The 22,557-nt window shown below is 59.5% G+C and carries 21 protein-coding genes and 1 pseudogene; 16 read left to right on the top strand and 6 right to left on the bottom strand.

Annotated features, from left to right (window positions below; translation table 11 throughout):
• Nucleotides 1-30 precede the first annotated feature (30 nt).
• Nucleotides 31-888 (top strand): HAD family acid phosphatase, encoded by an 858-nt coding sequence (locus DTW90_RS34670; RefSeq protein ID WP_149344460.1) that lies wholly within the window; start codon nucleotides 31-33, stop codon nucleotides 886-888.
• A gap of 271 nt (nucleotides 889-1,159) precedes the next feature.
• Nucleotides 1,160-1,783: a hypothetical protein gene (locus tag DTW90_RS34665; protein ID WP_246665167.1), complete on the top strand. Its 624-nt coding sequence runs from the start codon at nucleotides 1,160-1,162 to the stop codon at nucleotides 1,781-1,783.
• A 298-nt stretch (nucleotides 1,784-2,081) separates the two neighbouring features.
• Here DTW90_RS34665 and DTW90_RS34660 read toward each other — a convergent pair whose 3' ends face one another.
• Nucleotides 2,082-3,104: a LacI family DNA-binding transcriptional regulator gene (locus DTW90_RS34660; RefSeq protein ID WP_149344459.1), complete on the bottom strand. Its 1,023-nt coding sequence runs from the start codon at nucleotides 3,102-3,104 to the stop codon at nucleotides 2,082-2,084.
• Between the two features lie 253 nt (nucleotides 3,105-3,357).
• Between DTW90_RS34660 and DTW90_RS34655 the strand changes: the two genes are divergently transcribed.
• From DTW90_RS34655 to DTW90_RS34635, 5 genes are all read left to right on the top strand, one after another.
• Entirely contained in the window at nucleotides 3,358-4,404 is a 1,047-nt protein-coding gene (locus DTW90_RS34655; protein WP_149344458.1) for a sugar ABC transporter substrate-binding protein, read from the top strand.
• Between the two features lie 65 nt (nucleotides 4,405-4,469).
• Nucleotides 4,470-5,291: an ATP-binding cassette domain-containing protein gene (locus DTW90_RS34650; protein WP_210251463.1), complete on the top strand. Its 822-nt coding sequence runs from the start codon at nucleotides 4,470-4,472 to the stop codon at nucleotides 5,289-5,291.
• Nucleotides 5,288-6,550, top strand: coding sequence for a sugar ABC transporter permease (locus DTW90_RS34645; protein WP_149344455.1), 1,263 nt, complete (start codon nucleotides 5,288-5,290; stop codon nucleotides 6,548-6,550). The genes DTW90_RS34650 and DTW90_RS34645 overlap by 4 nt, the downstream gene beginning before the upstream one ends.
• Before the next feature lie 40 nt (nucleotides 6,551-6,590).
• The gene (locus tag DTW90_RS34640) at nucleotides 6,591-7,319 is read left to right on the top strand and encodes an SDR family oxidoreductase (RefSeq protein WP_149344454.1); all 729 of its coding nucleotides are present in this window, start codon (nucleotides 6,591-6,593) and stop codon (nucleotides 7,317-7,319) included.
• Nucleotides 7,320-7,383: 64 nt separating this feature from the next.
• Entirely contained in the window at nucleotides 7,384-9,018 is a 1,635-nt protein-coding gene (locus tag DTW90_RS34635; protein ID WP_149344453.1) for an FGGY-family carbohydrate kinase, read from the top strand.
• A 139-nt stretch (nucleotides 9,019-9,157) separates the two neighbouring features.
• Here the strand turns inward: DTW90_RS34635 and DTW90_RS34630 are convergent, their stop codons facing one another.
• Together DTW90_RS34630 and DTW90_RS34625 are read right to left on the bottom strand one after the other, a co-directional pair.
• Nucleotides 9,158-9,604: a hypothetical protein gene (locus DTW90_RS34630; protein ID WP_149344451.1), complete on the bottom strand. Its 447-nt coding sequence runs from the start codon at nucleotides 9,602-9,604 to the stop codon at nucleotides 9,158-9,160.
• Nucleotides 9,598-10,251 carry a hypothetical protein gene (locus DTW90_RS34625; protein ID WP_149344450.1) on the bottom strand — a complete coding sequence of 218 codons (654 nt, stop codon included), beginning with the start codon at nucleotides 10,249-10,251 and terminating at the stop codon, nucleotides 9,598-9,600. Before DTW90_RS34625 ends, DTW90_RS34630 begins: the two co-directional genes overlap by 7 nt.
• 455 nt (nucleotides 10,252-10,706) lie before the next feature.
• Between DTW90_RS34625 and DTW90_RS34620 the strand changes: the two genes are divergently transcribed.
• Entirely contained in the window at nucleotides 10,707-11,210 is a 504-nt protein-coding gene (locus tag DTW90_RS34620; protein WP_246665166.1) for a GNAT family N-acetyltransferase, read from the top strand.
• Between the two features lie 283 nt (nucleotides 11,211-11,493).
• Here DTW90_RS34620 and DTW90_RS34615 read toward each other — a convergent pair whose 3' ends face one another.
• Entirely contained in the window at nucleotides 11,494-11,718 is a 225-nt protein-coding gene (locus DTW90_RS34615) for a hypothetical protein (RefSeq protein WP_149344447.1), read from the bottom strand.
• Between the two features lie 121 nt (nucleotides 11,719-11,839).
• The gene (locus tag DTW90_RS34610; RefSeq protein ID WP_246665165.1) at nucleotides 11,840-12,604 is read right to left on the bottom strand and encodes a GntR family transcriptional regulator; all 765 of its coding nucleotides are present in this window, start codon (nucleotides 12,602-12,604) and stop codon (nucleotides 11,840-11,842) included.
• A 115-nt stretch (nucleotides 12,605-12,719) separates the two neighbouring features.
• On the opposite strand from DTW90_RS34610, the gene DTW90_RS34605 reads away from it, so the two are divergent.
• The 8 genes from DTW90_RS34605 to DTW90_RS34570 all read left to right on the top strand — a co-directional run bounded on the left by DTW90_RS34605 (nucleotide 12,720) and on the right by DTW90_RS34570 (nucleotide 21,687).
• A complete protein-coding gene (locus DTW90_RS34605; protein WP_149344446.1) occupies nucleotides 12,720-14,033 on the top strand; it encodes a M20/M25/M40 family metallo-hydrolase in 1,314 nt (437 codons plus the stop codon).
• A 19-nt stretch (nucleotides 14,034-14,052) separates the two neighbouring features.
• Nucleotides 14,053-15,603 carry an ABC transporter substrate-binding protein gene (locus DTW90_RS34600; protein ID WP_149344445.1) on the top strand — a complete coding sequence of 517 codons (1,551 nt, stop codon included), beginning with the start codon at nucleotides 14,053-14,055 and terminating at the stop codon, nucleotides 15,601-15,603.
• Nucleotides 15,604-15,665: 62 nt separating this feature from the next.
• Nucleotides 15,666-16,613: an ABC transporter permease gene (locus DTW90_RS34595; RefSeq protein ID WP_149344443.1), complete on the top strand. Its 948-nt coding sequence runs from the start codon at nucleotides 15,666-15,668 to the stop codon at nucleotides 16,611-16,613.
• Complete coding sequence (locus DTW90_RS34590; protein WP_132527850.1) at nucleotides 16,606-17,430, top strand: ABC transporter permease; 825 nt, start codon at nucleotides 16,606-16,608, stop codon at nucleotides 17,428-17,430. Before DTW90_RS34595 ends, DTW90_RS34590 begins: the two co-directional genes overlap by 8 nt.
• Before the next feature lie 10 nt (nucleotides 17,431-17,440).
• Nucleotides 17,441-19,069: an ABC transporter ATP-binding protein gene (locus tag DTW90_RS34585; protein WP_149344442.1), complete on the top strand. Its 1,629-nt coding sequence runs from the start codon at nucleotides 17,441-17,443 to the stop codon at nucleotides 19,067-19,069.
• Between the two features lie 24 nt (nucleotides 19,070-19,093).
• A complete protein-coding gene (locus DTW90_RS34580; RefSeq protein WP_149344440.1) occupies nucleotides 19,094-20,314 on the top strand; it encodes a M20/M25/M40 family metallo-hydrolase in 1,221 nt (406 codons plus the stop codon).
• A 3-nt stretch (nucleotides 20,315-20,317) separates the two neighbouring features.
• Nucleotides 20,318-21,439, top strand: coding sequence for a Xaa-Pro peptidase family protein (locus tag DTW90_RS34575; RefSeq protein ID WP_149344439.1), 1,122 nt, complete (start codon nucleotides 20,318-20,320; stop codon nucleotides 21,437-21,439).
• 56 nt (nucleotides 21,440-21,495) lie between these two features.
• Complete coding sequence (locus DTW90_RS34570) at nucleotides 21,496-21,687, top strand: hypothetical protein (protein ID WP_149344437.1); 192 nt, start codon at nucleotides 21,496-21,498, stop codon at nucleotides 21,685-21,687.
• Between the two features lie 542 nt (nucleotides 21,688-22,229).
• Here DTW90_RS34570 and DTW90_RS34565 read toward each other — a convergent pair.
• Nucleotides 22,230-22,557 (bottom strand): annotated as a pseudogene (locus DTW90_RS34565) (homoserine acetyltransferase); the annotation flags it as partial.

The following is a 22,557-nucleotide window of genomic DNA, read 5'->3' as shown; positions in this document are numbered from 1 at the left end:
CAACGGTAATAGTAAAAGGAAATGAATAACATGCGTTTGACCGATCTCACCTTTAGCATAATTGCGCTGACCCTTGGCCTGGCAAGATCGAGTGCCTCGGCGGCTGATCTAACGCCGGCACCCGCCAATGACAATCTCAATGCCGTGCTCTGGGATCAGACATCCGTCGAGTTCAAGGCAAATGCGCTTGGCGCTTATGCGCTTGGAAAGGTCAGGCTGGATGACGCGCTGGCGGACAAGAGCTGGACCGCAGCTCCGGTTGAGCAGAGTGCCAATTTCCAGGATCTTCCGCCGGCCATCATTCTTGATATCGACGACACGGTGCTCAACACGTCGGCCTACCAGGCATGGAACGTGGTCGCAGGGACAAGCTTCACGCCGGATAGCTGGACCAACTACGTCAAGGCCAAGGCGGATGTGCCGATTCCAGGCTCCCTTGAGTTCACGCAATATGCTGCCTCGAAGGGCGTGAGGGTGTTTTATGTTTCCAACCGCACCAAGGATGAGGAGGGGCCGACTGTCGAGGAGATGAAAGGGTTCGGCTATCCCTTCGACGATAAGGTCGATACGTTCCTGAGTTCGAAAGAGCAGCCGGACTGGACGTCTGCCAAGGGCACCCGCCGCGCCTTTATCGCCAAGAACTATCGGATCGTCCTGCTGTTCGGCGATAATCTTGGCGACTTCACCGACAACTACAAGGGCGCGGTCGCAGATCGTGACAAGGAATATGAGACTGTCGCCAAGCATTGGGGCCACGATTGGATCGCGATCGCCAATCCGACCTACGGTTCGTTCGAAAGTGCGCCCTATGGCGGCGACTACAAACTAAAACCGCAGGAACAACGCGAAATGAAGTTCGACGCTCTCAAGCCATGGAACGGACAATAGGCCGCGAACCCGTCGAACAGTCTTCAGCCATCGAGCCCGTTGGCTGAAGTCAAATCCTGAGGCACGCGGTCCGGGCTAGGTCACAATGTCGGGCAAACTGAAGAAGCGCTTTTTCCCCCGCAATAGCTGTTCGATCACTGCTTGAATTCGCTCGAGACGGAGATAACCGGCCCCCGGTCGTCAGCATCCATCTTGTCGAAGCCTGTGTCGCAACTATTCCCAATGAAGCCGGTTTTGAACTCCTGATTGATCGCCCTGAAAGAAAATGCCCATGACGTTCAGTTCCCTTCGCGCATTCCTCCTCGGTCTGGCCATCACGGGATTGCCGTCCCTCTGTCCGACAGCACTTTTGGCGGCGGAACAAACGATCGTATTCCTGCGACATGGCGAAAAGCCTGATCAGGGCCTTGGTCAGTTGAGCTGTGAGGGGTTAAACCGCTCTCTCGCCCTTCCTTCGGCATTGGCAAAAATATTCCCGAACCCATCAGCCATTTTCGCTCCCAATCCGACCAAGCAAAAGCGGGATGACGGTCAGCTCTATGACTATGTTCGGCCCTTGGCGACAATCGAACCCACAGCGATCGCCCTCGGGCTGCCTGTCGATACGACTTTCGGCTATGACGACATAGCGGGACTTAAGCGTGCCCTTGACAGCGCAAAACTGGCGAATGCGGTCGTGTTTGTGGCCTGGGAACACAAGCAGATCGTGAAGATAGCGAGGGCTCTCATCGCGGAACATGGCGGAGATGCGCAGGTCGTGCCAAAGTGGCGCGAGGATGATTTCGACAGCCTCTACGTCGTGAGAATTATGCGTACGGCAGATGGATCGAACGCGTCATTCGAACAACGGCAGGAAGGACTGGATCTTCGATCGGAAGCCTGCCCGACGCCCTGACGGTCGACGACCGCAATTCGCCTGCTCGATGTGACCGGCTTTCAAAGGGAGGCGCGACACTGTGACCAGAGATAGCAGCGCCTTTCATGTTCACAGCCTCACAGGTTCGCGTGACCCTTATGACAACGCCTGCGTCATTTAGCTTTCTGAATAAAGGTGCCATAGGTTCGATTTCCTTCAAGAGCATGAAGAGTTCGACCCAATTTGGCTCTTTGCGTCGATGTCATGCCGTGGCCAGGGGAAACGGCATTGCGAATGCGCAACGAAGGCACCCCACTATGTTACGATGGAAGCGGGTCTATAGAGGGGGACTCGCCAGCAACGGCGGCACCTGAACAAGGACCGGGCGGTTGGATCCGGATTCAATGATCTCGAACACCTTCTTCAACATCTCCGGAACATCCTGCCGAACCATCTCGATATCATTTCCGAGAAGGGATACGAATGGATCCCAGTCAAAGCAGCCGAGAACAAGCTCCTGTTCTTCAAGGCGTCCCGACCGGCGAATCCAGCGCATAACGCCTTCAAGCGAGATGGTCGAATTGATGAACATGCCTTTGGCCGGCGTCATCCCGCGAGACGAGAGATCATCGAGGGCTTTTTCCGCTTTTTCCGGCGCGTAGCCACAGGCAAGAATATTGTCGTCGACGACCGACACACCGAGGTCGGCATGGGCCTGGCGAAAGCCCCGGATACGCTCGGCAGTGTTGTGGTCGCTTCCGCGACCACCGATGAAAATCAACGACTGCATCTCACCAAGCCGCTCCCGGCAGTTGCTGAGGACGCGCGTCGTCAATTCTCGCGCGCCGGAAAAATTGTCGGAGATCACGGACGGCGCCAGTGCGCCGGGTAGGTCGAGATTGAGGCTGCGCACGCCGGCTGCAGCACACATCTCTGCTATTCTGTCCGGATCGGTCGCGCCAGTCGCGATCAGGCATTCCACCTGGTAGGACAGCATGGTGCGTGCCGCTTCGATTTCCAACTCGGGGTCTCGGCGGGTGCATGTTATGATCGGAAAGAGCCCGCGCTCGCGCGCCATGTCTTCGAACCGCTCGACGATCGATCCGAAATAGCGATTGTCGTACTTGGGGACGAGCATTCCGATGATATGGGACTTTTCGCGCCGGAGAAGGCTCGCCTGCATGTTGAGCGCGTAACCCTGCTCCTCGGCAATGCGCATGATCTTTTCCGCGAGTTGAGCGCTGATCCTGCGCTTCTTCCAATTACCGTTGAGGACCGCGCTCACCGCACTGGCAGACGCTCCTGCGAGCTCCGCCAGATCATAGATCGTTGTCCTCTTCGCCTGCTTTACGTGATTCAAATCGATTTCTCCGCTTTTACCTAACTTGACATCAAACACTAGAAGTGGCAATTGATGCTTCATCGATTGAGCATGATTGTGCAATCGATGAAGCGTACCGCACCTTGCGGTGCGCAGGAGGATGTTTCAAGGCGTGAGGGAGAGGCCGCTCCATTGTGGGCGGGGGAGTTTGTTGCCATCTGCAGCGATCAGAGGGGCCATGGTCATGGTTGCCAGCTGCCGGGCATGTTTTGATCACACGAAGGAGGAGAGAATGAAGTATCGGAATTTGTTTATGGCCTCGGCGACGATCGCCATGGGCTTTGCCGCCACCGCCTCGGCTCAGGAGGCTTCCACGGTTGCCTTCCTGATGCCGGATCAGGCATCGACGCGTTACGAGCAGCATGATTTTCCGGGTTTCAAGGCCGAGATGCAGAAGCTTTGTGCAAGCTGCACCGTTGTCTACCAGAACGCCAATGGCGATGCCTCCCTGCAGCAGCAGCAGTTCAATTCGGTTATTGCGCAGGGTGCGAAAGTCGTCGTGCTCGATCCGGTGGATTCGGCGGCCGCGGCCGCTTTCGTGGAAATCGCCCAGTCGCAGGGCGTCAAGGTCATCGCCTACGATCGTCCGATTCCGGCCAAGCCGGCAGACTATTACGTGTCCTTCGACAATGAAGGCATCGGCTATGCAATCGCGAAGTCGCTCGTTCAGCACCTGAAGGCCGCCGGAGTCGCCGATGGCTCCGGCATCCTCGAAATCAACGGTTCGCCAACCGACGCCGCGGCGGGCCTGATCCGCGACGGTATCCATCGTGGCCTGAAGGAATCGGCCTACAAGACGCTTGCCGAATTCGACACGCCGGAATGGGCGCCGCCGAAGGCTCAGGAATGGGCTGCCGGTCAGATCACCCGCTTCGGCGCCGACATCAAAGGCGTGGTTGCCGCCAATGACGGCACGGGCGGCGGCGCGATTGCCGCGTTCAAGGCTGCCGGCGTCAAGCCCGTTCCACCCGTGACCGGCAATGATGCGACGATCGCGGCATTACAGCTGATCATCTCCGGTGATCAGTACAACACGATTTCCAAGCCGTCGGAGATCGTGGCTGCCGCGGCTGCCAATGTGGCCGTCCAGATGCTCAAGGGTCAGACGCCTGCCCCCAAGACGACACTCTACAACACGCCATCCGAGCTGTTCATTCCCGCGGTCGTAACGGCCGAGAACATCAAGGCGGAAATCTTCGACAAGAAGATACAGACGCCGGAGCAGATCTGCACCGGTGAGTATGCCGAGGGCTGCAAGAAGCTCGGCATCACTAACTAACCCTGCATAATGCGCCGGCCGCACTGATTGCGGCCGGATGCTTCCGCGCAAGAAGGGCTGCAGCTATGGTTACGGGTAGGAAATTGATGCCGCAGAAAGGACAGACGATCCTCCGGCTCAGCAATGTCTCCAAACATTTCGGGGCGGTCTCCGCTCTGACGGATATCGAACTTGAGGTGAAGGCGGGCGAAGTCGTGGCGCTGGTCGGCGACAACGGAGCCGGTAAGTCGACACTCGTCAAAGTCTTGGCCGGCGTTCATCAGCCGTCTGCGGGGACGATCGAATACTGTGGAGAAACGGTTACCCTGGACAGTCCCGGCAAGGCGCTCGAACTTGGTATCGCGACGGTGTTCCAGGACCTTGCACTTTGCGAAAACCTGGACGTCGTTGCCAACCTGTTTCTCGGTCACGAGGTTTCTCCTTGGGGCCTCGACGAGGTCGCGATGGAGGTGCGAGCTTGGACGCTTCTAAAGGAGCTCGCCGCCCGCATTCCGTCGGTTCGCGAGCCGATTGCCTCCCTTTCCGGTGGCCAGCGTCAGACTGTCGCGATCGCGCGCTCGTTGCTACTTAACCCAAAAATCATCATGCTCGACGAGCCGACCGCCGCGCTTGGCGTCGCGCAGACGGCTGAAGTCCTCAACCTCATCGAGCGCGTTCGCGAGCGCGGCCTTGGGGTGATCATCATCAGTCACAACATGGAAGATGTGCGCGCGGTCGCCGACCGTATTGTCGTGCTCAGACTGGGGCGCAACAATGGCGTCTTCACACCGGACGCCTCCAGCCAGGAGCTTGTGGCCGCCATTACCGGAGCGACCGAAAATTCAGTGTCGCGACGAATGGAACGCAAGGCTGGCAAGCCAGAGGAAACCAGCGGGAGGCCGGCATGAACCAGAAACCATCGGATGATTTGAACATATCGACTACCGCCCTTGACCGAAGCGACGAACGTGTGCGGCACGACGACAGCATCAGTGCAATGGTCACGGCCTTTATTGATCGCGTGCGCTCTGGCGACCTCGGCATGCTGCCGGTCGCCGTCGGTCTGATCGTCATTTCGACGGTCTTTTCGATCCTCAATCCGGTGTTCCTGGCGCCGAACAATCTCGTCAATCTTCTGTTCGACTGTGCGACCGTCGGCGTGATCTCGCTTGGCATCGTCTGTGTGCTCATGCTCGGCGAAATCGATCTTTCGGTCGGTTCGATGAGCGGGCTATCCTCGGCGATCCTTGGGGTGCTCTGGGTCAACAGTGGCTGGCCGATCGCATTGGCGATCATTGTCGCTATCGTTGCGGGGCTGGTCGTCGGCGCGCTCTATGCACTTCTCTACAACAGGCTCGGCATGCCGAGCTTCGTTGCTACGCTCGCAGGTTTGCTGGCGCTTCTTGGCATGCAGCTCTACATCCTTGGTCCGACTGGCAGTATCAACCTGCCATTTGCCTCGCCGCTTGTTCGCTTCGGCCAAATCCTGGTGATGCCCCACTGGCTATCACACCTTCTGGCACTTTTGCCCGGCCTGGTCATAATCGTCACCGGCATGCGGACGCGCCGGCAGCGTCAGGCCGTCAATCTGTCATCGCAGCCCATGGGAACGCTGGCAACCAAGGTGATCGTCCTGACGGTCGCGCTTGAGTTCGCCGCCTACTATCTTAATCTCGGTCGCGGCGTGCCATGGATGTTCGGTATCTTCGTGGCGATCGCCGTGGTTCTGAATTATGCCTTGACGCGCACGCAGTGGGGGCGTTCGATGTTCGCCGTCGGCGGCAACCGCGAAGCGGCACGGCGCGCAGGTATCAACGTCAGGCGGATCTATCTCAGCGCGTTCATGCTGTGCTCGACACTGGCCACCATAGGCGGCATCCTGTCGGCCTCGCGGCTCGCCTCTGCGAGCCAGCAAGCCGGCACAGGCGATGTCAACCTCAATGCCATTGCTGCGGCTGTCATCGGCGGCACAAGCCTCTTCGGCGGGCGCGGCAGCGCTTATTCAGCGCTGTTGGGTATCATCGTCATCCAGGCGATCTCCAACGGACTGACGCTTCTCAATCTCAGCTCCTCGTTGCGCTATATGATTACCGGAGCGGTTCTCGCGATCGCGGTCATCGTTGATTCATTGGCCAGGCGTTCCCGCGTTAGCCACGGACGCGCCTGACAATCATTCTGCCTGAAATTTATCTGAAGGAGTATTCGCCATGACTGATCTCATGAAAGGCAAGGTCGCCGCGATCACCGGCGCGGCGTCCGGCATCGGGCTTGAATGCGCCCGGACCCTCCATGCCGAAGGCGCGACCGTCGTCTTGATCGATCGGGCAAAGGAAAAGCTCGATAGTCTTTGCGGCGAGATGGGGCAGCGCGCTCTTCCACTCGTCGTCGATCTTCTGGACGGCCACCAGGTGTCCGGCATGCTGCCACGCATTCTGGAGATAGCAGGCAGGCTCGACATTTTCCATGCCAACGCCGGCGCCTATATCGGGGGGCAGGTTGCCGAAGGCGATCCGGATGCATGGGACCGGATGCTGAACCTGAACATCAACGCCGCCTTCCGTTCGGTGCACGCCGTTCTGCCATATATGATCGAACAGAAAACCGGCGACATCCTGTTTACGAGTTCGATCGCGGGTGTGGTGCCAGTTGTCTGGGAGCCGATCTACACGGCGTCGAAATTTGCCGTCCAGGCCTTCGTTCATTCGACGCGGCGCCAGGTCGCCCAGTACGGCGTTCGTGTCGGCGCGGTACTGCCCGGTCCGGTCGTCACCGCGCTGCTGGACGACTGGCCGAAGGCAAAGATGGATGAAGCGCTTGCCAATGGCAGCCTCATGCAGCCTAAGGAAGTCGCCGAGGCCGTGCTCTTCATGCTGACACGCCCGCGCAATGTGACGATCCGCGACCTGGTCATCTTGCCGAACAGCGTCGATCTGTGAGCTTCGCATCGTGTGGTCGCAGACTGCGATCGATCCCATTCCTACCGGTTTGAAACGAGAGACCATGACCGACACATCCGACGCGCCGCAAGCGGTTGCCAAACATGTCATCGGCGTCGATGTCGGCACCGGCAGTGCCCGCGCCGGCCTCTTCGATCTGAACGGCCGGATGCTGGCCTCCGCCAAACGGGACATTGCACTCTTTCACGGACCAGGCTCCATAGTCGAACAGTCGAGTTCGGACATCTGGGCCGCCGTTTGCGCGGCTGTCCGGGAGACCGTTTCGAGGGCTGGTGTCGAACCGTCTTCGGTGATCGGGCTCGGCTTTGACGCCACCTGTTCACTGGTGGTGCTTGCTGAGGGCGGCAAACCGCTCGCGGTCGGGCCGTCGGAAGATCCAGAGCGCAACATCATTGTCTGGATGGACCACCGGGCCGTTCCGCAGGCCGAACGCATCAACGTACTTGGTCACGACGTGCTTCGTTACGTCGGCGGCAAAATCTCGCCGGAAATGGAGACGCCGAAGCTCCTGTGGCTTAAGGAAAATCGTCCGCAGGCTTTCGACGCGGCATGGCAGTTTTTCGATCTAGCGGATTTCCTGAGCTGGAAGGCGACCGGTGATCTGTCGCGCTCGACGTGCACTGTCACCTGCAAATGGACTTATCTTGCACACGAGAAGCGCTGGGACCCGAGTTATTTCGAGAAGATCGGGCTCGGCGATTTGGCAGCAGAAGGTTTCGTGCGAATTGGCAATGTCATTGTCGATCCGGGTACTTCGCTCGGCTCCGGTTTGACTGCGCCAGCGGCTGAAGCGCTTGGGTTGGAAGTGGGTACGGCAGTTGCCGCCGGACTGATAGATGCCCATGCCGGCGGGGTCGGGACCGTCGGAATCGGGAGCGGACCAACAAGCAACCTTGGCTATGTGTTCGGGACGTCTTCCTGCACGATGACATCGACGGTCGAGCCGGCCTTTGTGCCGGGAGTCTGGGGCCCCTACTATTCCGCCATGGTGCCGGGCCTGTGGCTGAACGAAGGTGGTCAGAGCGCGGCAGGGGCCGCGATAGATCAGCTTCTTTCGCTCCATCCAGCAGCCAGTGAAGCCCACAGACTTGCTGAGCGAGCAGGCATTCCGATCCCGGCTCTCCTCGCCGATATGGCCGCAGACAAAGTTGGACCGGCCTCTGAAGCGGTTAATCTGATCGCCGGTCTGCACGTCCTTCCCGAATTTCTTGGTAACCGCGCGCCATTTGCCGATCCGCATGCACGCGCGGCCATTGTCGGGCTTGGAATGGATCGCGATCTCGAGAGCCTCGTAAGGCTCTATGTCGCGGGGCTATGCGGCATTGGCTACGGCCTGCGGCAGATCATCGACACACAGGCCGATGCGGGTGTTTCGATCGCCAATATCGTCGTTAGCGGTGGCGCCGGCCAACATGATTTTGTTCGACAATTGCTAGCAGACGCAAGCGGCAAACCGGTGCTTGCCACGAATACGGAAGAACCTGTGCTGCTCGGTGCGGCTATCCTTGGCGTTGTCGCGGGTGGTTCATTTGCAAATATGCGAGAAGCGATGTCAAAGCTTTCCACAGCTGGTCGGACATACCACCCAGCCGAGGGCGCAATAGGCGAGGCTCACGCCCGACGCTACGACGGCTTTAGAGATCTGCAGACATTGTCCAGAAAATGGCGGGCCGTCTGACGAGATCGACGGCGCGCAAGCCGCGCCGATGGCGCAATTTGTGTGAAGTCAGCGATTATTCCTCTACCGTCCGCCCACGGTTAAAGGTCAAGCTCCCCGTCGCGAAGCTTTCGGTCACGCTGCCCAATTTCGGCGTCGTTCACTGGGATAATCGTTGCCATGCCATCACTGGCAGCCCTCTTCTGAACCTCATCGACAAAGGTGTGCAGTTGGTCGTGATAGTCCTGGAAGGCAGCGGCCTAGTCGGCACCGTGCCGTCCGATGCTTCAGCAATCCGTCCCGCTCCGATGATCACCATTGAGCCGCCCATCCCTGCCACCGGTGAGACGCAGTAGCCCGCGACACCCACCAGAACGACCCGCCCCTTCGACCAAGACGGCATCCGAATCTGGTTGATCCGGTCGAAGTAAAAATCGTCGTCGATATCCACATGCTCCAAGGCCGCCAGCACCTTCCAGCCTAGCCCGTCGAAATGCTTATGGATCATCCCGCGCTGCTGCGCGCGGCCGCGATAGTCGTATTCGATTTCGCCCTGGGCGCGAAAAGCGAGACCAATGTCGGTTCGGGCGTCGTAGTCGTTCAGCATCGCCGTCCGACCTGGCACGCTGAACACCTGCGATACGTTGGGCGGTAGATTCCCGTCACTGGCACGACCTTTAGATAGACATAGCCTCCCATGAAGTAGGTGAAATTCTTCTCGTCACCGAACACCAGCTTCCTGGTGTTGGAGCGATTGCCGTCGCAGCCAAACACCAGCGCGTAGGCACGCCGCGCCCCGTCTTCCAGTGTGACTGTGACGCCTTCTGACTCGTCGTCCTCAAGTTGCTTGATCGATCGGCCGATCAGCAACTCCACCGACCCATCAATCCCAGTAAAGAGGATATCCAGCAGATCGTCGCGGTGTATCTCGAAACGAGTGCGCGGCGGCGCATCTGCGCCTGTCTCAACGCCAAAGCCGCCCAGCGTGCGATCTTCGCCATGCGAGACGAACTTACCCGCGCATTGGCAATAGTGTTGGCCGATACCAGCAACCGAGCGACCGGTGATCCAAATGCGCATCTTGCAGCCGGACTGATCGTATCGATCCGGACCGTCGCTTTCAGTGAAGCGCAGAAGCTCTTCGATCGCACGCGCGACGCTGGCGAGGCGAGGCCCTGCTTCCTTGCGATAATCGACCGCGGAACCGCGGAAGCGGCCGCAGCTCTCGCAGATACTGCTTACGCCTGATTTCACCGCATTTAGCGAGCCTTACGTGCCAAACAGCAAAAGCCCCGGACAATTATTCCGGTCGCCTGACAAGCTCTACATGTTGAGGCTCGCGCACTCGGCAGGGAGGGACAGGAGCGGGGAGAACATTCAGGGGAGGGTGAGCAGGAGTTAATCGTTTCGCGCTCGGGAGCCAGGACCACTGCACCAAGTGTGACAGGTCATCCTTATGGAGATGGACGAAGAGGTGCTCCTGAGCATTGGCGGTGGTGAAGACAAAAAGAAGCCCGCGTAAGCGGGCTTGAGGAGGAGAGTTCAACTCGCACACGGGAAACAAGATGTGCGATAGTTTGAAGTAGTGAAGCTGTCCAACCAATCAAGGCCCTTTCGTTCGGGCTGGTGGTGCAACAACAGGGATATCCACGTCGACTTGTCTGAAGCCACTCGCGAGGCAAACAGTGAACTATAACAGTTCCATCCGCTTGCTCACCGAACGCCTCGTCCTGCGGCCAACGGCCCCGGTCGATGTCGAACGCGCCATCGAGATCAGGTCCAATCACGAGGTCGCCCGCAATCTCGCGTCGGCAACGTTTCCCCCTGACATTGAGAAAATGACCAACTGGTTCGCGGGCCACGCCGAGGAGTGGCGCACGGGTTTCGCCTACCGGCTGGCGATTATACTCGATGGCCATTTGATCGGCATCTGCGACGTCTTCGACGTGTCCGAGGGACAGGGCGAAATCGGCTACTGGCTCGACCAAGCGGTATGGGGGCGCGGGTTCGGCCTTGAAGCCGCAGAACGGCTGGTCCGATTCGCTGTGGAAGACGTCGGCCCGACCTCTTTGCGGGCTGGGTGTGCGGACGACAACGTCGCTTCGGCGGCGATCCTTATGCGCCTGGGCTTCACCCGGCTGGAGGACGTCCGAATTTTTTCAAGATCCCGGAGTGAAGAGATCGTCCAGCGTCGTTTTCGACTTGCTGTCTAACTACGTCAGAAGTCGTGCGAAGAAGCGCTCACCCGCGGAGCTGCACCAAATGGGGCGGCCGCTCGGCGATCGCGTTCTACCTTTAGCCAGCTCGCAAAGTTGCGAGACAGTACCAACTCAAGGAGAATAGAATGACATCCGAACGTGGGTATTCCCTGCGAGATCGGCTCGCCTACCAACCAATTCACGAGCGTCCAGGATTGAAACTCCCCGGAGACACCCGGTTTGCCGTCTGGACGATCGTAAACGTCGAAAACTGGAGCCCGGCCGGCGAAATGCCCCGTCAGATCTGCTCGACTTGCGTCGGCGCAGTGATTTCCACGATGAACTCGAACTCTGCGAGCGAGCTATGCTGGTCCGATCCTAAAACGGCAACGCTCCAGTAGTCGGGCGACGCCCCAAACACGTTGCTGACCTGGGCAATCTGCAACGCCGCTACCTCTCCGTTTGGCTCCTTGCGCCGCACCCAATAGCAATTCGGTGGCGTAATCAAGGACGGGTCTATCATGGTTTACTCCACTTGCAGTCTGTTCGCCCTATGCTGATTCCCGGCTGTTCGCCAGCCCTGCACCAGACTTGTTCACCATGTCCTGCGCTGCACTGGTTCGCCTCGCATCTCAGAATTCGGCCTACTTTATTTCGTGCACGTAACGATGATTGGCGGTCGTGGCACGATGCGTCGAGGCGAGCACGGGTGTTGCCGATTGATCATAGGCGACCTCATCGATCATCAGGATTGCCGTCGGCAAGGTAAGCTGAAGCCATTTGACGTCTTCTTCGGTGGCAAGAACGGCCGCAATCTGCTCACGAACCGCCGAGATCCGGATACCATATCGATCGAGCAGGTGGAGATAGAAAAGGGGTGGGATCTCATCCTTATTCCCGGTCAAGCCCGGAAGCCGCGCCTCGGCAAGCACTAGTGTCTCGTGCATGATCGGCTTGTCGTCGACAATTCTGAGGCGATGGAAGCGAACGACGCCCTCGCCAACCGCCAGCTGTAGCTTTGCAGATTCGCTTTCCGTCGCCGTGCCCCGGTGAAGTGATGTGACTCTCGTCACCGAATGCTGCAGTGATCCATCGAGCCCATGCAGTCGAAAATACTGAAAAAAGAAGCGCAGGCTATGCTGCGGCGTCCGACCTGTGACGACCGTCCCGGTCTTGCGCCGGCGGGTGAGCAAGCCTTCGTTGGTAAGGTCCATCAACGCCCTTCGGATGGTACCGACGGCGACGCCAAACTGCTGCGACAGTGCGATTTCGCTCGGCAGCACGGTGCCTGCCTCCCATTTGCCCAGCATGATGGCTTCGGAAATCTGTCGTTTGACCACCTCATAAAGAGGGAGCGAGAGGTCCGATGCGCGGACGATATCTGCTGAAGAAATAGGCGTTTTCTCCAATGATTTGCCTCTTATTTGGAGTTGACTCTTGGCGGCCAGGTTCGCATCATTACTATATAGTTTATATTAATGTGCTTGGCGACACGCTTTCGTCGCCTGGCTCCGGGACTTGACGATGGATCGGCACGAAACCGCACTCTCTCCACAGCTGACCAGAGCCATGGCGGCGATCGAGGCTGATGTCGAGCGCGCAGTTGATGATCTTTCACGCATGGTCGCGATCGATACGTCCTTTCCCCCGGGAGAGGGATACGATGCCTTTGCCGATCTGATGGAACAATTACTGGCCCCGCTTGATTTCGAGAGCCGGCGAGTGGTGGTGCCGGAGCCGCTATGGCGTGTGGAAGGTGGTCCGGCAAGCGGGCCTCGTACGAACCTTGTCGCGAGGCATGCGACCGGCAAGCCGGTTTGCGGACTTTACTATCACGTCGACACGGTGCCGGTCGCACCCGGATGGACGCGCAATCCGCTTCGCCTGACGCGCGAAGGCGACACTTTGTATGGCCTCGGCGCGGCGGACATGAAAGGGACGATCGCCGCGTCATTATTGGCTCTTCGGGCAGCGCGGGAACACGATGTCGCTTTCGCTTATGATCCAATGCTGCTCCTTTGCACCGACGAGGAGGGAGGCCTTTATCCTAGCGTCCGCCATCTGGCGGAGCAGGGGATGCTGGAGGGTCATATCGTCAATTTCAATGGCTCGGCGGCGGCGCGCATTTGGGCCGGTTGCTTTGGCGTTTTCCATCTGCAGCTCAGCATCAAGGGACATGCCGTCCATGCCGGCGAGGGCAACCGTACAGGCGCGGGCATCAACGCTATTGAAGGCGCTCTACCGATCCTGAATGCGCTGCAGGCTCTCAAGCCCGAGATCGCCAGCCGGGAATCGACGCTGCCGCCTCCGCCGCACGCCACGGGACCGCTTCAGCCGCAACTGACGATTTCGGCCATTCACGGCGGCACGAGTGGCGGCCAGGTGCCGGCGGAGGTCAAAGTCCTGATCAGCCGGCGCTATGCGCCGGAGGAGAGCTATGAAGAGGCCCGCGCCGAAATCGAGACCATCGTTCGGGCAAGCGGAAATGCAATAGCCGGTCTCGGCATCGACATTCAACTGGTCGGTCATCTCATTCCGACATCGGATCCCTATGGTCCCCATTGGCCGCGCTGGCAGGATGCTCTTTGCCTCGGCTTTGGATACCGGCCGGATGATTTCCGCAAATGGGGAGCCGCGAGCTGTTCTGATTTTGGATACGTCCAGCAGATCACCGGCATGCAGGAGGTGATCCTGAGCGGCCTCGGCCGGCCGGAAAGCTGCATCCACAGCCCGGAAGAACACACGACCTGCCCGGACATCATCGCTCTGGCGAAAACGATCCTAGCCTACCTATCAAAAGAGTTTGCATCCGATCGCATTCCGGAACTCCAGCCATAACGAAAAAGGGAACATCGACATGCTTGAAATGAATCGACGCCGGTTTCTTGCCGGCACGGCCATCTTCCTTGCTGCGCCCTCACTGAGCTTCGCGCAAGCCGCAGCGCCGACAAAAGGCGGGACGCTGCGCATTTCCATCGACCAGGCTGCCAGCGTCATCCATCCGCTGCTGACGCGCGTGAACCCGGAATATCTGGTCACCGAGCTGCTCTACAGCAACCTGACGCGACTGAAGGTGGACATGACGGTCGAACCGGATCTCGCCGAGAGCTGGAGTGCCAACGACGACCTGACCGAATGGACCTTCAAGCTGCGCAGTGGAATCACGTTCCATGACGGTTCCGCCATGACCTCGGCCGACGTCGTCGCGACCTTCAAGGCGATCCTCGATCCAAAGAATGCATCGCCGGGCCGTAACAATGTCGGTCCGATCACCGATATTACAGCTGGCGATCCCAGCACTGTCGTCTTCAAACTGTCGGGCGCCTATGCCGACATGCCGGCTGCTCTTGCCTATACGAACGCCCGCATCATCCCGGCCTCCATCGCAACCGGCGACTTCAAGAAGCTGTCCACCGAGGCCAACGGCACCGGCCCGTTCAAGCTGGTGTCCTACGAACCGGACCGGCTGATCGTCGTCGAGCGCAACCCGAACTATTATGATCCAGCGCGCCCTTACCTGGACCGTATCGAAGTGCAGGTTTTTCCCGACATCTCCGCCGAGGGGTCCGCGATGATCGCCGGCGACGTGGACGTCATGTCGACCGTCCAGCCGACGGAATATCTGCGCATGCAGGGCAGCGACGGCGTCGACGTGCTGCGCGTCGCCTCCGGTCAGTTCTGCAATATCAATTTCGGCTGCGATACCAAGCCGTTCAATGATCGGCGCGTGCGTCGCGCTCTCGCCTTGACGGTCGACCGCAAGGCGATGGTGGACTTTGTCACCGAGGGCTTCGGCACGCCCGGCAACGACACACCGATCAATGCGTCCTACCATTTCTATTCGGATATGCCGCTGCGCGAGGCGAATATCGACGAGGCCAAGAAGCTGCTGGCCGATGCCGGCTATCCCGATGGCTTCGAGGCGACCTTGATTGCCTCCGACACGCCGGCGGTGCGCACGCAGCTCGCCGTTGCCTTCCGCGAAATGGCCAAGGAAGCTGGCGTCAAGATCAACGTCCAGACGATGCCGCATGCGACCTATCTCGAGCAGGTCTGGAAGAAGGGCAGCTTCTATGTCGGCTTCTACAACATGCAGCCGACCGAGGACGGTATCTTCAAGCTGCTCTATACCTCTGACGCCGCCTGGAACGAGACGCGCTGGAACAACAAGGACTTCGACAAGCTGATCGCATCCGCCCGCGGCACGAAGGACGAAGCCAAGCGCAAGGACCTCTACGCCCAGGCGCAGAAGCTGATGAACGATGAGGTGCCGTCGATCATCCCGTCCTTCTTCGACGTTCTGGCCGCCAAGCGCAGCTGGGTGGAGGGCTTCCAGGTGCATCCGCGCGCCTCGGTCTTCCGGCTAGACTATGTCTCGCTGACCGACAAGGCGCCGAAGCGCAGCTAAAAAGCCTACCGCCAAACCGGACGTCGAAAGGCGCCCGGTCCTTGTCGTTGGAAGGAAGACCAGTGTCGCCGAATTATATCCTCAAGCGGGTGATGATGATCGTCTATACGCTCTTCATCGTGTCGCTGATCGTCTTCGCCATCACCCAGGTTCTGCCGGGCGATGCCGCCGTCATCATGCTGGGCGAGAATGCAACCAAAGAAGCGCTCGAAGCCCTGCGTCAAAGCATGGGCCTCAACGCGCCGGTCTGGGTGCAATATGGCCGCTGGCTCGGCGGCGTCCTGCATGGCGATTTTGGCACCTCGCTGCGCACGGGGCAGGCGGTCGGTCCCGTCATGCTTGAAGCACTCAGCCGGTCACTGCTGCTCGCCTTCCTGTCGATCGCCCTGATGCTGATCCTTGCTATTCCGCTCGGCATTATCGCGGCGGTGCGGCGTGGCCGGATCGCCGACATGGTGGTCAGCCTGATTTCCTATGCCGGCATCTCCCTGCCGGAGTTCGTCACCGCGACGGTTGCCGTCCTGATCGTCGGCGACTGGCTGAAATGGCTGCCGCCGACCGGCTATGTGCCGCTGACGGAAAATTTTGTTGGCGGCATTCAGCATCTGATCCTGCCCGTCTGCGTCATATCGATCATCCTGATCGCCCATGTGTCGCGCATGGTCCGCTCTGAACTGGTTGATGTCCTGCACACCGATTATGTGCGGGCAGCTAGGGTCAAGGGATTGTCCGGCATGACGGTGCTTTTCCGCCATGCCCTCAGGAATGCGCTGTTGCCAACGATCACCGTCGTGGCGCTCGATGTCGGCTATTTGCTCGGTGGCGTCATCGTTGTGGAAGAGATTTTCGCCATTCCTGGCATCGGCCGGGCACTGATCGTGGCGATCCAGACCCGCGACCTGCCGTCGATCCAGGCAGGCGTGCTCATCATGGCGGCCACCTATTCCATCGTCAATTTCGTGGCCGACATCCTCTATGCCTGGCTCGACAAGAGGATTCAGTATGATTGAGTTTCTCAAGCGGCTGCTGCGCACTCCGCAGGGAGCGATCGGCCTCTTTATTGTTCTGCTGGCGCTCGTCATCGTGCTGTTCGGACCGTCCTTGGCGCCGCACGATCCGGAAAACCTCGCGCCGCTTTCCCGCTATAAGCCGTCAAGCGTGCATTACCTGATGGGAACGGACCAATATGGTCGCGATATCTTCAGCCGCCTGCTGATCGGCGGCCGCGCCACCATCAGTATGGCCGTGCTCGCGACCGTCGCGGGCACGCTGGTCGGCGCGCTGATCGGCACGACCTCCGCCTTTCTCGGCGGGCGGGCCGATGAAGTGATCATGCGGACGGTCGATGCCGTCATGTCCATTCCGAGCCTCCTGTTTGCACTGCTGGTGGTCAATCTGCTCGGTTCCAGCACCGCCAATGCGCTGATTGCCGTCGCGATCGCGTTTGCCCCAAGCATGGCGCGCGTTACCCGCAGCGTTGCCCTGTCCGTCCGCAAGCAGGATTATATCAGCGCGGCGATCGCGAGGGGTGAGCGCTCGTCCTATATCATCCTGCGCGAAATGCTTCCCAATGTGGTGGCGCCGATCATCGTCGAGATGACGATCCGGATATCGTTCGCCGTGATGCTGTTTGCCACCTTGAGCTTCCTTGGGCTCGGAGCCCAGCCGCCGGCAGCCGAATGGGGGCTGATGGTGTCAGAAGCCCGTCAATATATGCATCTCAGTGCCGGCATTCTGATCTGGCCGAGCCTTGCCATCGCCATCGTCGCTGTCGGTTTCAACCTTCTCGGTGACGGCCTGCGCGACGCTCTCAACCCGCGAACCTGAGGACGGCACCATGACGAATACGAACATGCCCACCCTCGACATCCGCAACTATTCGCTGGCCTACGCGACATCAGGCGGCAGGTTCCATGCGCTGAAGGATATCAATCTGTCGATCGGTCGCGGGGAAATTCTCGGGCTTGTCGGTGAATCCGGATCGGGCAAGACCTCGCTTGCCTGGTCGATCATGCGCTACCTGCCAAAAAACGCACGCGAGACCGGCGGCAGCATCCTCCTGGCGGACGAGGATCTTACCGCCAAATCCACAGGTGAGATCGACAAGCTGCGCGGCCGGCGGATCAGCATGGTGTTTCAGGACCCGAGCACGTCTCTCAATCCCACGCTCTCGCTTGGACGGCAGCTCTCGGAGGTGCTGGTGCGGCATCGAGGCCTGACGAAAGCGCAGGCTTGGAAGGAAGGCGAGGCGATGCTGGCGCATGTCGGTCTGAAGACACCGGCAGACATGATGCACCGCATGCCGCATGAGGCCTCGGGCGGCGAGAAGCAGCGTGTCGTCATTGCCACCGCCTTTGCCTGCAATCCCGAATGTATTATCTTCGACGAGCCAACGACGGCGCTCGACGTCATCACCTCGCGGCAGATCCTCGACCTCTTCATTGCGCTGCAGGCGGAAACCGGCGTTGCCTGCCTCTACATCTCGCACGACCTTGCGCTAGTCTCCCGAACCGCGAGCCGCGTTGCCGTCATTCGTCGCGGTGTGATTGTCGAAAAGGGCGATGCGGCACAAATTTTCCGGGCCCCGCAGGACGACTATACACGCGAACTCATCGCCGCAGTTCCCAATCCGCGCCATCGCCTGGTGACGACCGAGATCGATCCGTCCAAAGAGCCGCTGGTCAAGGTCGAGAATGTCAGCGTGCGCTATGGCCGAAAGCCTTTCTTATCTGCGCTGACGGGCAGGGCGCATCGCGGGACGGTCGGTAATCGCGCCGTCAGCCTCACGGTCAATCCCGGTGAAATCCTGGGCATCGTCGGCGAGTCCGGATCGGGCAAATCCACGCTTGCCAAGGCGATGACCGGCCTCAATCGTTTTGACGGCAGGATCTGGTTTGCCGGCAAGCCGATCTCCGGTCTGCAAGACATGGGCACGGAATATCGCAAGGACGTGCAGATCATTTTCCAGCATCCTGATGCCTCGCTCAACCCACGCCAGAAGATCGGCGAGATTCTGTCGCGGCCGCTAAAACTTTACGGAAAGGACGGGTCCAACGCCGAACAGATCGGTACCATGCTGGAGCAGGTCCGGCTGCCGCGCAGCCACGCCGATCGCTATCCGCACCAGCTGTCGGGTGGTGAAAAGCAGCGCGTCGCGATCGCCCGTGCCTTTGCGTCCAAACCGAAACTGGTTATCTGCGACGAGATTACCTCGGCGCTGGATGTCTCGGTCCAGGCCTCGATCATTCAGCTGCTGCTCGAGCTGCAGAAGGCCAGCAACACCGCCTATCTCTTCATCACCCACGACCTCAATCTCATCCGCCAGATCGCCCACCGCATCGCCGTGATGTATCGCGGCGATCTCATCGAAATCGCCAGGGCCGAGGAAATCGATCGTCCGGAGCGCGCCGACTATACGCGCCGGCTGTTGGAAGCGGTGCCGCCACCTGCAGGCACTCAAGCCTGATATTGTAATGTAAGGAGCATGATCATGGACCCCAAATCCCTTGTCGACCAAATCGACGAGAAAGCCTGTCTCGATTTCCTGTCGAAGATGGTCCGCCACAAGAGCCATTCTCAGACCGACGGCGAGCGGGAGCTTGCCCGCGTGATGGCCGAAGAGATGACGGCGATCGGTCTCGATGCCGAATTGCAGCCCTTCGACAACGGCGAGCGCTTCAATGCCATCGGCAGGCTGAAGGGAACAGGCGGCGGCAAAAGCCTGCTATTCAACGGTCATCTCGACACCAACCCGGTAACCGAGGGATGGACCGTCGATCCCTATGGCGGACTGGTGGACGATAAGTTCATCTACGGGATCGGCGTTTCCAACATGAAGGCGGGTGATGCTGCCTATTTCTGCGCCGTAAAGACCCTACTGGACGCGGGTGTCAAGCTCAAGGGCGACGTCGTGCTGACGTTCGTCGTCGGCGAGTTACAGGGCGGTGTCGGCACGCTCGCCGCCATTCGCAGCGGCGTGACGGCCGACTATTTCGTCAACAGCGAGCCGAGTGACCTCGTCGCGGTCACCATGCATGCCGCCGCCCTTTCCTTTGTCATAGAACTGACCGGCGATACCCGCCACCTGTCCAAGCGGGAAGAATCGGTCGATGCGATAGCCGCTGCCTGTGACATCATTCCGCGCATCAATGCGATGACGTTCAGCGGAGCCAGGAGCGAAATGCACCGGTCAATTAATCGTGGCCATGTCGGCGTGGTCCATGGTGCGCTCGGCCGCAATCTCGAAGAATGGCGGCCGCCACAGGTCGCTGACTTCGTTCGTTTGAGGGGTTCTTGTCGCTACGCGCCCGGTCAAACCCAAGAAGGCGTCCTCGCCGACTTGCGGGCAGAGCTTACCGAACTGGAGATGCGATTCCCTGGTCTCAAGGCCAAGCTGGTGCCGGAGATGATTGAGGGCCGTCCGCTTATGCCGCCTTTCGAGGTCACTCCCGAATCGCGGATCGTTAAGGCGATCAATCGCGCCTACGAGGCGGTGCGGGGCGAAAAGCAACCGACAGGGGCCATCACACCGACACGCTTCTACGGCACGGACGCCGGCCATCTCTACAAGGAGCTCGGCATGGAAGGCATCGTCTGCGGACCGGGTGGACGCTACAACACCATGCCTGACGAACGCGTCGACATCGTCGACTATCTCGACATGATACGCGTCTACATCCTCACCATCCTCGATATCTGCGAGGCCGCCTGAGCGATGTTCGCACGGGACGAATATGACTGGCGTATCGCCAAGGCACGGCTTGCCATGGCGTCCGCGGATGTCGATGTGCTGCTCGTCGACAGCGGCGAACTATTGGCGTGGCTGACGGGTTATACCGTCTCGGAAACCATGTATCGCGCGGCCTTCCTGCCGCGCGACGGCAAACCTTGGTTCGTGTTAAGGGCGCTTGACGAGGCGCCGTGCCGGGAAAAGACCTGGATCGAGGATGTCGTCGGGTTTGCCGATGTCGACGATCCCTGTTCGGTCATCGCCGAACAAGTCCGCGCCCGCGGTTTCGCCAAGGCCCGTATCGGGATCGACACGCATTCCCCCTGCCACAGTGCGGCAACACATGCGAGGCTCGCAACAGAGTGTCGCGGTGCCCGAATCGTGCCGATGCCGGGGCTAAGCGACAGCCTGCGATGGGTGAAATCCGCGGCCGAGGTCGCAGTGCTGCGGCAGGCCGCGGCGATTGCCGACAAGACGATGCTGGCGATTGCGCAAACGGTGCGTCCTGGGATGACGACCCGCGACGCTACAGCAACGGCGTCGGCCATGTTCTTGCAGGAAGGAGCGGACACCGGAGAGGTCGGGCCGGTGGTGAAGGCTTCCGGCAGCCATGAATTCCTGCACGGCATCTTCAAAACGGACCGCCTAGAGGAAGGTGACATCCTTCACGTCGAACTCATTCCACGCGTTGGCAACTATAGCGCCCGAATGATGCGGCCGATCGTGATCGGCAAACCCTCCCTGGCAATGCGGGAGACCGCAAACCGATTGATCGCATTGCAGGACCGGCAAATCGAGGCGATGAAGGCTGGCGCTATAGCCACCGATGTTGATGCGATCCTGCGCCAGGGAGCCTTATCGCAAGGATTGCGTCCGACATATCAGAACGTCACAGCATATACGCTCGGCCTCTATACGCGCACGGCGCGCAGCAGCGACTTTTCCCGGGTTTTGCTTCCAACGTCCAACTGGCCTCTCGAACAGGGCATGGTCTTCCATGCCTATACGACGGCCGCCGGTCTCGGGTTCAGCGAGAGCGTCCTCATCACCCGGGCGGGCGGGGAGCGGTTGACCCAGGTGCCGCGGGAAATACTTTTCCGCGAATAGACTTGAGACACCGTTGCGACGAACGTCTTAAGACCAATATACGATCGTGGTGGCGCATGACTAAGGACATCCTCCGCCGCAGGCATTCGGGCAGGGAAAGGCTGGAGGTCGCGGACGACGTGCATCCGGCTCTGGCCGATATCGCCCGCGGCCTCGACGCGCTGGAGGGGGGGTTGCACTGCTTGAAGGGACCCCGGGCGAGGGCCGTCGTGATGGTAACCGCCTCGCAGGCACCGGTGGCGAACTGACTGATCTTTCACCTCGAGCGCCGATAGCAGGCACGCCGCCGCGCCGTCGATCCTGAGCGCGTGTGATCTTGGTCCCATCGAGGCGTGAGCCATCAAGAAACTCTTTGAGAGGTCTGTTCTATGGGCGAAGCTGACAACAAATTATCGAGCGAAGGATACTTGGTCTTAATATCTCAACATGTTGTGGGCGTTAGCTCCTTCATCACGCTGGCTGTCATGCTGGCGATTGGGTCTGCGGCCGGTCCCTTGAAAATGGGCCTTATGCTTTTGAGGTGTGCAGTGTTGATCATTATACCGAACGAGTGACTTTTGCTGTTCGTCCGATCAATCGGTGGTCGAAAGACAGCGCCAGAAGGAAGCATTGAACTGAAAGCAGGTAAGAAACCCGTCCTTGGTAATACCAACAATTCTCCGGTGACCGGTACGTCACGGAAACTGCCCCCGGGCGTGCGGCGCCGAGCGTTTCGCCCGCGACAATTTTCCACCACTCAAAGTGAGACTTTTTAATTCCGAAGCGACAACCTCGTAATGTCGACTTCGGACTATTTCATCCAGTCCTCAACGGCGCGGCGCAGAAACTCGAGATCGACTTCGTTGTCTTTTGGACTGCCGGCACGATGGCCCCATATGGAAGGAATCGGCCGCAACTCGGCGTCGACGAGATGGGGAATATCGGCAGCATTATCGGCAACGGGGAAGTAAAGATCGGTTCGCCCTGGCAGGAGCAGCATGCGGGCGCGTATCGCGTTGAGCGCGGACACCAGGTCGCCTTGGTATCTGTCATTGGCGCTGATATCGGAGGCAATCCAGGTACAAGCCTGGGCATATAGATCTGCGGCTGGCCTGCGGGAGAATCCCGGCTCCCAACTG

The sequence above is a fragment of the Neorhizobium sp. P12A genome, from assembly GCF_008365395.1.
In the GTDB taxonomy this organism is placed as follows: Bacteria; Pseudomonadota; Alphaproteobacteria; order Rhizobiales; family Rhizobiaceae; genus Rhizobium.
The sequence above is the reverse complement of the archived record's forward strand: the minus strand, read 5'-3'. Positions and strand labels throughout refer to the sequence as shown.